This is a genomic window from Microbacterium terrae, assembly GCF_017831975.1.
Taxonomy (GTDB): domain Bacteria; phylum Actinomycetota; class Actinomycetes; order Actinomycetales; family Microbacteriaceae; genus Microbacterium; species Microbacterium terrae.
Window position 1 is genome coordinate 1149746 of record NZ_JAFDSS010000001.1, and the last position, 10976, is coordinate 1160721.

At 70.5% G+C, this 10976-nt stretch carries 8 protein-coding genes; 7 read left to right on the forward strand and 1 reads right to left on the reverse strand.

Features of this window, described 5'->3' with window-relative positions; genetic code table 11:
- Positions 1–25 precede the first annotated feature (25 nt).
- The 5 genes from ilvD (at position 26) to JOD63_RS05320 (ending at position 5972) form a co-directional block, all read left to right on the forward strand.
- The gene (gene ilvD / locus JOD63_RS05300) at positions 26–1732 is read left to right on the forward strand and encodes a dihydroxy-acid dehydratase (protein ID WP_045276302.1); all 1707 of its coding nucleotides are present in this window, start codon (positions 26–28) and stop codon (positions 1730–1732) included.
- A gap of 49 nt (positions 1733–1781) precedes the next feature.
- Positions 1782–3584 carry an acetolactate synthase large subunit gene (locus JOD63_RS05305; protein ID WP_045276301.1) on the forward strand — a complete coding sequence of 601 codons (1803 nt, stop codon included), beginning with the start codon at positions 1782–1784 and terminating at the stop codon, positions 3582–3584.
- A gap of 4 nt (positions 3585–3588) precedes the next feature.
- The gene (gene ilvN / locus JOD63_RS05310) at positions 3589–4098 is read left to right on the forward strand and encodes an acetolactate synthase small subunit (protein WP_045276300.1); all 510 of its coding nucleotides are present in this window, start codon (positions 3589–3591) and stop codon (positions 4096–4098) included.
- Positions 4099–4141: 43 nt separating this feature from the next.
- Entirely contained in the window at positions 4142–5167 is a 1026-nt protein-coding gene (ilvC, locus tag JOD63_RS05315; protein ID WP_045276299.1) for a ketol-acid reductoisomerase, read from the forward strand.
- A gap of 88 nt (positions 5168–5255) precedes the next feature.
- Positions 5256–5972, forward strand: coding sequence for a copper homeostasis protein CutC (locus JOD63_RS05320; protein WP_045276298.1), 717 nt, complete (start codon positions 5256–5258; stop codon positions 5970–5972).
- A 15-nt stretch (positions 5973–5987) separates the two neighbouring features.
- Here the strand turns inward: JOD63_RS05320 and JOD63_RS05325 are convergent, their stop codons facing one another.
- Positions 5988–10181, reverse strand: coding sequence for an nSTAND1 domain-containing NTPase (locus JOD63_RS05325; RefSeq protein ID WP_045276297.1), 4194 nt, complete (start codon positions 10179–10181; stop codon positions 5988–5990).
- A 34-nt stretch (positions 10182–10215) separates the two neighbouring features.
- Between JOD63_RS05325 and JOD63_RS05330 the strand changes: the two genes are divergently transcribed.
- Both JOD63_RS05330 and JOD63_RS05335 read left to right on the forward strand, forming a co-directional pair.
- Positions 10216–10638 (forward strand): hypothetical protein, encoded by a 423-nt coding sequence (locus tag JOD63_RS05330; protein ID WP_169748412.1) that lies wholly within the window; start codon positions 10216–10218, stop codon positions 10636–10638.
- 86 nt (positions 10639–10724) lie between these two features.
- Positions 10725–10934 carry a hypothetical protein gene (locus tag JOD63_RS05335; RefSeq protein WP_052682540.1) on the forward strand — a complete coding sequence of 70 codons (210 nt, stop codon included), beginning with the start codon at positions 10725–10727 and terminating at the stop codon, positions 10932–10934.
- Positions 10935–10976 lie beyond the last annotated feature (42 nt).

Genomic DNA, 10976 nt, shown 5'->3' on the forward strand with positions numbered 1-10976 from the left:
CCTCGCGCGGGAGTAGGCTCAAGGAATGCCACAGCCCGATAACGCCATCGACATCAAGCCCCGCAGTCGCGTCGTCACAGACGGCATCGAAGCCACGACATCCCGCGGGATGCTCCGGGCGGTCGGCATGGGCGACGAGGACTGGGACAAGCCGCAGATCGGCATCGCGTCGAGCTGGAACGAGATCACCCCCTGCAACCTGAGCCTCGACCGCCTGGCGCAGGGTGCGAAGGAGGGCGTGCACGCCGGCGGCGGCTACCCGCTGCAGTTCGGCACCATCTCCGTCTCCGACGGCATCTCGATGGGCCACGAGGGCATGCACTTCTCGCTCGTCAGCCGCGAGGTCATCGCCGACTCGGTCGAGACCGTGATCATGGCCGAGCGCCTCGACGGCTCGGTGCTCCTGGCCGGCTGCGACAAGTCGATCCCCGGCATGCTCATGGCCTCCGCCCGCCTCGACCTGTCGAGCGTCTTCCTCTACGCCGGGTCGATCGCACCGGGCTGGGTGAAGCTCAGCGACGGAACCGAGAAGGACGTCACGATCATCGACTCGTTCGAGGCGGTCGGCGCGTGCCTCGCGGGCAAGATGAGCGAGGCAGACCTCAAGCGCATCGAGTGCGCGATCGCCCCGGGCGAGGGCGCGTGCGGCGGCATGTACACCGCCAACACGATGGCCTCCGTCGCCGAGGCCCTCGGGCTCTCGCTTCCGGGGTCGGCCGCGCCGCCCTCGGCCGACCGCCGCCGCGACTACTTCGCCCACCGCTCGGGCGAGGCGGTGGTGAACCTGCTCAAGCTCGGCATCACGACGCGCGACATCCTCACCAAGGAGGCGTTCGAGAACGCCATCGCCCTCGCCATGGCGCTCGGCGGCTCGACCAACGTCGTGCTGCACCTGCTCGCGATCGCCCGCGAGGCGGACATCGACCTGACCCTCCACGACTTCAACCGCATCGGCGACAAGGTGCCGCACGTGGCCGACATGAAGCCGTTCGGCAAGTTCGTCATGAACGACGTCGACCGCCACGGCGGCATCCCGGTGATCATGAAGGCGATGCTCGACGAAGGCCTGCTCCACGGCGACGCGCTGACGGTCACGGGCAAGACGCTCGCCGAGAACCTCGCGGACCTCGATCCCGACCCGGTCGACGGCACCGTCATCCACACCTTCGACGACCCGATCCACGCGAAGGGCGGCATCACGATCCTCCACGGCTCGATCGCCCCCGAGGGCGCCGTGGTGAAGTCGGCCGGCTTCGATGCCGACGTGTTCGAGGGCCCTGCCCGCGTGTTCGAGCGCGAGCGCGCGGCCATGGATGCGCTCGAGGCCGGTGAGATCGCCGCGGGCGACGTCGTGGTGATCCGCTACGAGGGTCCCAAGGGCGGACCGGGTATGCGCGAGATGCTCGCGATCACGGCGGCCATCAAGGGCGCTGGGCTCGGAAAAGATGTACTACTCTTGACGGACGGCAGATTCTCAGGCGGCACAACCGGCCTGTGCATCGGCCACATAGCACCCGAAGCGGTGGACGCTGGTCCCATCGCCTTCGTGCGCGATGGTGATCTGATACGGGTCGATATCGCGGCTCGCACTCTCGACCTACTCGTCGATGACGCAGAGCTCGACTCCCGCCGCTCTGGCTGGGAGCCGCTTCCCCCGCGCTATACCCGTGGCGTCCTTGCCAAGTACTCCCGACTCGTGCGCTCCGCTGCAGAGGGCGCCACGACCGGCTGAGTCCGCGGCATCCGACTTCCTTCCGAACGACTCCCGAGGAATCACCACCATGCCCGCTGAAACCGCTGCCGCCCTGCCGCGGCCGCCCGCCCGCACCGCATCCGCGCCCGTGCTCACGGGTGCACAGGCGGTCGTCCGCTCGCTCGAACTGCTCGGCGTGACCGATGTGTTCGGCCTGCCGGGCGGCGCGATCCTGCCCGTGTACGACCCGCTGATGGATTCGACCGACCTCCGGCACATCCTGGTGCGCCACGAACAGGGCGCCGGTCACGCCGCCGAGGGCTATGCCGCCGCCTCCAACAAGGTCGGCGTCGCCATCGCCACCTCCGGCCCGGGCGCGACGAACCTCGTCACCGCCATCGCCGACGCCTACATGGACTCGGTGCCGATCGTCTGCATCACCGGCCAGGTCTTCTCTAACCTCATGGGGACGGATGCCTTCCAGGAGGCCGACATCGTCGGCATCACGATGCCGATCACGAAGCACTCCTTCCTGGTGAAGGACGCCGCCGAGATCCCCGCCGCGATCGCCGCGGCGTTCGAGATCGCCGGCACCGGCCGTCCCGGTCCCGTGCTCGTCGACATCACCAAGGACGCCCAGCAGGCCGAGGTGCCGTTCGTGTGGCCGCCGAAGATCGACCTGCCAGGCTACCGTCCCGTCACCAAGGCCCACGGCAAGCAGATCCAGGCTGCGGCGCAGCTGATCGCCGAGGCCAAGAAGCCCGTGCTGTACGTGGGTGGCGGCGTGATCCGTGCGCAGGCGTCGCCCGAGCTGCTCCAGCTCGCCGAGGCCACCGGCGCACCGGTCGTGACCACGCTCATGGCCCGCGGCGCGTTCCCCGACTCGCACCCGCAGCACCTCGGCATGCCCGGCATGCATGGCACCGTCCCCGCGGTGCTCGCGCTGCAGGAGGCCGACCTGCTGGTTTCGCTCGGCGCCCGCTTCGACGACCGGGTGACCGGCAAGGCGGCGCTGTTCGCCCCGCACGCGCAGGTCGTGCACGTCGACATCGACCCCGCCGAGATCTCGAAGATCCGCACGGCCGACGTGCCGATCGTGGGTGACCTCAAGGAGGTGCTCGTCGACCTCGAGGTGGCGTTCCGTGCGGCATCCGCCGAGGCGAAGCCCGACACGGCGGAGTGGTGGTCGTTCCTCGACGGCCTCCGTGACGAGTTCCCGCTCGGCTACACCCAGCCGACCGACGGGCTCATGTCGCCGCAGTACGTGATCCAGCGCATCGGCGAGCTGACCGGCCCCGAGGGCGTATACGCCGCGGGCGTCGGCCAGCACCAGATGTGGGCTGCGCAGTTCATCAAGTACGAGCGTCCGAACGCGTGGCTGAACTCGGGCGGCGCGGGCACGATGGGCTACTCGGTCCCGGCCGCCATGGGCGCGAAGGTCGCCGAGCCCGACCGCCACGTGTGGGCGATCGACGGCGACGGCTGCTTCCAGATGACCAATCAGGAGCTCGCCACCTGCGCGATCAACAACATCCCGATCAAGGTCGCGATCATCAACAACTCGTCGCTGGGCATGGTTCGCCAGTGGCAGACCCTCTTCTACGACGGTCGCTATTCGCACACGAACCTCAACACCGGCCACGGCACCGTGCGCATCCCCGACTTCGTGAAGCTCGCGGAGGCGTACGGCTGCCTCGCGATCCGCGTCGAGAAGGAGGAGGACGTGGATGCCGCGATCACGAAGGCGCTCGAGACGAACGACCGCCCGGTCGTGATCGACTTCGTCGTGAGCGCCGACGCGATGGTGTGGCCGATGGTTCCGCAGGGCGTCAGCAACAGCTTCGTCCAGTACGCGCGCGACCACGCGCCGGCGTTCGAGCAGGAGGACTGACGCCATGTCGACACACGTGCTGAGCCTCCTCGTCGAGGACAAGCCGGGTCTGCTGACCCGTGTGGCCGGGCTCTTCGCCCGCCGCGGCTTCAACATCAACTCGCTCGCCGTGGGCGTCACCGAGGTGCCGGGTCTCTCGCGCATCACGGTGGTCGTCGATGTCGAGGAGCTCCCGCTCGAGCAGGTGACGAAGCAGCTCAACAAGCTCGTCAACGTGCTCAAGATCGTCGAGCTCGACTTCAGCACCTCGGTGCAGCGCGAGCACATGCTCGTGAAGGTGCGCGCCGACAACACCACGCGGTCGAACGTGCTCGAGGTCGTGAACCTGTTCCGCGCCTCGGTCGTGGACTACGCCCCCGACTCGATCGTCGCGGAGATCACCGGCGACACCGGCAAGATCGACGCGTTCCTTCGCGCACTCGAGCCGTTCGGCATCAAGGAGCTCGCCCAGTCGGGCCTGCTCGCCATCGGCCGCGGCAGCAAGAGCATCACCGAGCGCGTCCTGCGCGGCTGACCGATACAACCCCAGACCAGCGATACACAAGGAGAACACGAAGATGGCTGAGATCTTCTACGACGACGATGCCGACCTGAGCATCGTCCAGGGCAAGAAGGTGGCGATCGTGGGCTACGGCTCGCAGGGCCACGCACACGCACAGAACCTGCGCGACTCGGGCGTCGAGGTCGTCATCGCCCTCAAGGACGGCTCGAAGTCGACCGAGAAGGCGCAGGAGGACGGCTTCGAGGTGAAGTCCGTCGCCGACGCCACCGCGTGGGCCGACCTGATCATGATCCTCGCGCCCGACCAGCACCAGCGCGGCATCTACAGCGACCACATCCAGCCGAACCTCGCGCCGGGCAAGACCCTCGCGTTCGCGCACGGGTTCAACATCCGCTTCGGCTACATCGACGCCCCCGAGGGTGTCGACGTGATCCTCGTCGCCCCGAAGGCGCCCGGTCACACGGTGCGTCGCGAGTACGTCGCCGGCCGCGGCATCCCCGACATCATCGCCGTCGAGCGCGACGCGTCGGGCTCGGCCTGGGCGACCGCGCTGTCGTACGCCAAGGCCATCGGCGGCACGCGTGCGGGCGTCATCAAGACGACGTTCACCGAAGAGACCGAGACCGACCTGTTCGGCGAGCAGGCCGTGCTCTGCGGCGGCGTCTCGCAGCTCGTCCAGTACGGCTTCGAGACCCTCACCGAGGCCGGCTACCAGCCGCAGATCGCCTACTTCGAGGTGCTCCACGAGCTGAAGCTCATCGTCGACCTCATGTGGGAGGGCGGCATCGCCAAGCAGCGCTGGTCGGTCTCCGACACCGCCGAGTACGGCGACTACGTCTCGGGCCCGCGCGTGATCGACCCGCACGTCAAGGAGAACATGCAGGCGGTTCTCGGCGACATCCAGTCGGGTGCCTTCGCGGAGCGCTTCATCGGCGACCAGGACAACGGTGCCGTCGAGTTCCAGGAGCTGCGTGCCAAGGCTGCGGCCCACCCGATCGAGGCCGTGGGCAAGGACCTGCGCGCACTGTTCGCGTGGAAGCAGCAGGACGCCGACTACGTCGAGGGCTCTGCCGCGCGCTGACCTTCGTCGTTCCCGGACGCCCGGTTCCCTCGCGGGGGCCGGGCGTCCGGCGTTCCGGGGGTGCTCCCTGCCGCTCTAGGCTGGGCGGATGCACCGAGAGATCGCCGTCGAGATCGCCGTCCAGGATGCTGCTGGGGCGCGGATCGCCGTCGGAGCGGGCGCCGACCGGCTCGAGCTCTGCCAGGGGCTCGAGATGGGCGGGATCACGCCGTCGCTCGGCATCCTGGAAGCGACTCTGGCAGCGGTCGATCCGGCGATCGTCCACGTGCTCATCCGGCCCCGGGGCGGAGGGTTCGCGTACGACTCCGACGAGATCGCGGTCGTGGCGGCGGACATCCGCGCAGCCGTCGCCCGTGGTGCGGGCGGCGTGGTGGTCGGGGCGCTCGACTCCGCAGGCGGGGTCGACGTCGAGGCCGTGCGCCGGTGGCAGGACGCGGCGGGGGAGTCATCGGTCACCTTTCACCGCGCCATCGACGCGGCAGCCGACCCCTCAGCCGTCTTCGACGCGCTCGTCACTGCCGGTGTCACCCGTGTTCTCACGAGCGGCGGCGCACCCCGATCGATCGACGGCCTCGCCGCGCTCGCGGGTTTCGCCGCGCAGGGCGGGATCGAGGTCATGGCGGGCGGTGGCGTGCGGCCGGAAGACGTCGGGGCGCTCCGCGCCGCGGGGGTCGACTCGGTGCACCTGTCGGCGCGCACGCGGGTCGGTCATTCAGCAGTCTCCGGCCCAGGTGGCGGCGCCCCCGGCCACGACGCGACAGATGCGGCGATCGTGGCCGCAGCCGTGGCCGCCGCACGGGGCTGACCGCCCTGCGACGGCTCAGGGGAGCACGTCGGCGCAGGTCGGCGTCTGCGGCTCGTCCCCGAAGTAGGTGCGCCACTCGAGTTCGGTGAGTTCCCTCCCGGCGATGCGGCATGCGGCGATGCGGAGAGCGAAGGGCGAGAGGTCCCAGAGCAGGACCCCGGTCTCGGATGGGGTCACCATGCTCTCGCCGTCGGGGCTGAGGAAGGCGGCCGGCACCGTGGGACGGTCGACATGCCCGACCTCGATGTCGCTCCCGAGCTTGCGTCCTCCTTCGAGGTCGTAGAGCGCGGCCTCCTTGCCGTAGGTCGTCAGGAGCAGCGTCCTGCCGTCGGCGGAGACCTCCATGTAGTCCGGAGCGGTGGAGGACCGCGCGAACGCGGAGACGGGAGCGAGATCAGCGGTGCTGCGGACCAGCCGCGACGCACTGGCGCTGACCAGCTCGTCGCCGGGGACGGCGACGACGAACACGTCGCCTTCCAGGCCGCTCGCCATCTCCCTTCCGGTCTCGCGGTCGTACACGACGGTCACCATGCCGACGCGTGTCTCGTCCCACCACGTGACGGCGTAGCGCCCGCCGTCGGAGAGCTCCGAGACCGACGCACCGCGCTCGAACAGATCGGAGTCGAACGGCCCGATCGTCGCACCCGCGACGGCGCCCGTGGTCGGATCGATCGGGGTGATCGTGGAGCGACCGATCGCGAAGGCGTGCGGACCGGCGCCGCCGTCGTGCACCCAGAACTCGTGTTCCGCGTCCGCGGCGCGCTCGACGCTCCAGGAGGCGCCCGTCGCCGCATCCTGGAGCGTCACACCGCCCTCCTCGGTGCCGTTCGCGATGACGCCGTCGTCGGCCCAGTACCAGTCCCCGGGACCGGAGACGGCGGCATCGGAGGCGATATCCCAGCGGTATCGGGTCGCCCTCTCTCCGTCGCGAGCGTCCGCGATCGACTGCGTGATGATCTGGGTGCCGCCCATGCCGAAGCCGTGCATCGGGACCTGTCCGTCGGCGATCGGGGTCGTGATCGACGGCGCGCCGTCCATCCGCCAGCGCTGGATGGACGGGTCGCTCCGGGCGATCGTGATGACGATCTCGTTCGTGTCGGGCAGGGCGTCGACCGCCCCCAGCCAGTCGCTGAGCACCGGGAACGGCTCACCGGTCACCACGCCGTCCGCCATGCGGAGCTTCACCGCGCCCTCGGTCCACGACGCGCAGACCAGGGCGGTGGCGTCGTCGACGGGCGCGGCGAGATCGCAGCGCACATCCTTTCCCTCCCGTCTCCAGCCGAGGCCGGGGGCGTCCGGAATCCAGCGGCCCACGGAGTCCCATCCGAGGACGAGGAGGCCGCCCGTCCCGTCGGGAACCAGCTGGAACGAGGTGGACTCCTCCTCGGCGACCTCGATCGTCTCGACACGCTCCAGGGTCTCGGGGTCGTAGACGGCGAGGCCGGTGCCGGTTCCGATGTAGACCCGTCCGTCGAGGAAGGCGACGCTGTTGTAGTGCCCCGACTTGCCGGCGTACGCAGCTGGGTCGCGCGGCGTCGGCGTCGTGACGGTGCCGGTCCGGACGTCGACGGCGATCGGATCCGCCTCGACCGTGTGGACGAGGTAGAGCGTGTCGCCGTCATCGCTGAAGGCCGGGAACTCGCCGGTGCGGCTGTCGAGGTCGAGCGTGTCTCCGATCCCCGCGCCCGTCTTGAGGTCGATGAACGTGAGCATGTTCGCGCAGCACGTCTCCGAGTCGTCCGCGTCACGCAGCCGTGGTGTCTGCACCACCGCCGTGTCGCCGTCGGGCGAGATCGCGACGTTGCGACCGTATTCGGTGGGCAGTTCCGGAAGGTCGACGGCCAGCGGCGGTGAGAGCGATCCGTCGTCGACGCCCATGACGCGCACGCGTGCGGGAGGGCGTGGTCCGGATGCGGGCAGTGCGAAGTCCTCGACCACCAGCATCGTGCGTGTGCCCGGGATCAGCCGGGCGTACGTCATCGAGGCCTCGGGGAGCACGATGCGGGAGGCGAGTCCATCGGACGCCGTCACCGCCCCGAGGAGCGCCGATCGACCGCGAGAGTCGTCGGGCCAGCGGCGGGCGACCTCGGCGGCCAGGAGCGCCGACACCTCCCGATCGGAGGTGGGCAGAGACATCGCGGTCGCCGTGAGTGCTTCGATGCGCTGGTCCTCGGCGGCTTCGGCGGCGCCTCTGCCCTGAACCAGTGCGGCGCCACCGGCGATCAGGGCGACGACGGCGAGCGAGGCGGCGACGGCCAGCGCGCCGCGCAGCACCCGGTTGCGCGTGCGCTCGAGGTCGGCCCTGTCACGCAGATCCCGCACCTCTGCCTCCTCGTGGGCGACTGAGGCCTCCACGAACGCGCGCTCCCGCGGCGTCAGTTCGGAGGAGGGTCCGTCGCGCCAGGGCGCCAAGGCCGAGAGGCGGGATCCGCGAAGCAGGTCGTCGTCAGACCGGCCGCCCCGCTCCCACGCCACGGCACCGGCTTCGATGACCCGGAGCGACTCGGCGCGCGACGCATCCTCCTGCAGCCACTGGTCGAGACGCGGCCAGGCCTGCGCGACGGCTTCGTGCGCGACCATGACGGTGTCGTCAGCGACGGTCAGGATCCGTTCGCGCACGAGGAGCTCGACGACGCGGCGCCGCGCGGGATCGCCGAGGATCGGCGCGGTCGCCACCTCACGGCGGTCGGCCATGCCGTCGGGCCGACGTTCGAGCAGCCGCTGCATGAGCGCGCGGCACACCGCCTGGTCGGCGGGGCCGAGTTCGCGGTAGACGCGCTCGGCAGAGAGGGCGATCGCCCCCGCGATCCCACCCGCAGCCTCGTATCCGGCGACCGTGAGGGTGGCCCCCTCTCTCCGCCGCCAGGTCTCACGCATCGCGTGAGAGAGGTGCGGGAGGGTCGAGGCGCGGTCGCCGGAATCGCGGAGGGCGAGCTCGGTGAGTCCGGGCTCGACGCGCAGTCCGGCCCGGTGCGCGGGCTCCTCGACGGCTTCGCGCCACGACTCGGCCGACATCGGACCCAGGAGGAACACCCCGCGACCCACGCTGTCGCCGATGAGCGGCAGCGCGCGCAGCGCATCGAGATCGCCCGAGCGGATCGTGACGACGACCGATCGGCCGTCGTGGATGGCCGCCGCGATGACGCGGTCGAGCTCGCCGGCATCGGCGTCTGCCGCGAAGGCCTCTTCGGCCTGGTCGATGACGAGGATCGCAGCGCTCGCCCGGTCGACACCCGTTCCGGGCCGCGCGATCGTCACGTCTCGTCCACGGGCGCGCAGCGCAGGAACCACACCCGCGAGCACGAGCGACGACTTGCCGGAGCCGGAGGGACCGGCCACGACGACGAGAGCACCGGGGCGGACGCGTTCGGCGAGAGCCTCCTCCTCGTCGGCGCGGCCGCAGAAGAACTCGTGGTCGTCGGGGCCGAACGCACGCAGGCCCGGGTACGGGCAGTCCTCGCTGGTCGGAGCCGAGACGACGGGCGGATCCAGAGTGGAGTCGCGCCGCAGGATCGCCGTCTCGAGCTCCCGCAGCCGATCACCGGGCTCGATGCCGAGCTCGTCGGCCAATCGCGCCTTCGCGGCGCGGATCACGGCGAGCGCCTCGGCCTGCCGCTCGGTGCGATAGTTGGCCAGCGCCAGGATCGCCCATCGGTCCTCGCGCAGCGGCTCGGCGCGCACCAGGCGCTCCGCTTCGGGGATCATCACGGAGTGCTCGCCGATGTGCAGACGCTCGTCGAGGAGCTCCTCCTCGGCGTCGGCGCGCAGCGACGCGAGGCGCTCCGCCTCGGCGAGACCCGGCTCCCAGGAGCCGAGATCGGGGTAGGCGGTGCCGCGCCAGAGGGAGAGCGCGCGGCGATAGGCATCGACCGACCGGTCGTGCTCTGCGCACAGGGCATGCCCGCGTGCCTCCGACACGAGGCGCTCGAATCGGACGGCGTCGATCGTCTCGCCGTCGAGGGCGAGGCGGTAGTCGGTCGCGACGGTCTCGACGGCATCGCGCCCCAGGCGGGTGCGGATACGGGCGACGGAGTTGCGCACCTGCTGCTGCCAGGTCGCCGGAGGTGTGTCGCCCCACCACGCCTCGGCGATCTCGTCCGGAGTCATGCTCGTGCCACGGCGGACGATGAGCGCCGACAGCACCGCGCGCTCGCGCGGGCCGAGACGCAGCTCGCCCGTGTCCATGGGCCCCAGCACCCGGATGGTCATGAGGTCAGTGTGCGAGCGCCTGCAGGCGGCGTCAATGGTGTCGCTCGCGCGCGGATATCGCCCGGATATCGGGCGAGACCGTCGGGATATCGGCGCGCGCAACGGTGGATCCATCGCCGGCGGTCAGCGCCGACCGAACAGGAGGCTGGACATGAACATCTCGCACTCGGGGCGGCCTGCCCCGCTTCACTTCGCCGCAGCCCTGATCGTCGCAGCCTTCGTGCTCGCGGGTTGTCAGACGGTCGGGGCCGGCGCCCCGGCCAGGACGTCGAACCCGGCACCGGGCGCCGGGACGATGAGACCGGCCGCGATCGATCCCGTCGTGCCGGCCGACCGGATCGCCGAGCAGCTGGAGCGGGAACGGTCCGCCCGCGGCTTCGAGGACGGGTGCCGCCAGTACGTGCTGATCGAGCACGCCGATTGGCGTGTGCTCTGCGTCGACGGCGCAGACGACTGAGCCCACCGCATGTATCTGCACCGCGCCGCCGCTCTCTCACTAACCACGAGTCGCCCACCGGCGATCGACACGAGGAAGGAAAGGCCATGGATCTGCACCAGACGACCGTGGCCGCGCGTCTGAACGAAGCTCGGGCGGCGGCCCTGGACCGCGAGATCGCGATGCTCGCCAGCATCGCCGACCGCGGCGCGACGCTCACTCCCGAGCGGCCCGCCGTGACGGCGATCGAGCGCATCGGGGTGTGGCTGCGGCGGCGCATCGCACCGCCTGCAGGCCGCATCCGGTTCTCGCACTGATCAGTCCCACGCGCCCGGCACGAGCATTCCAATCGTGCCGGG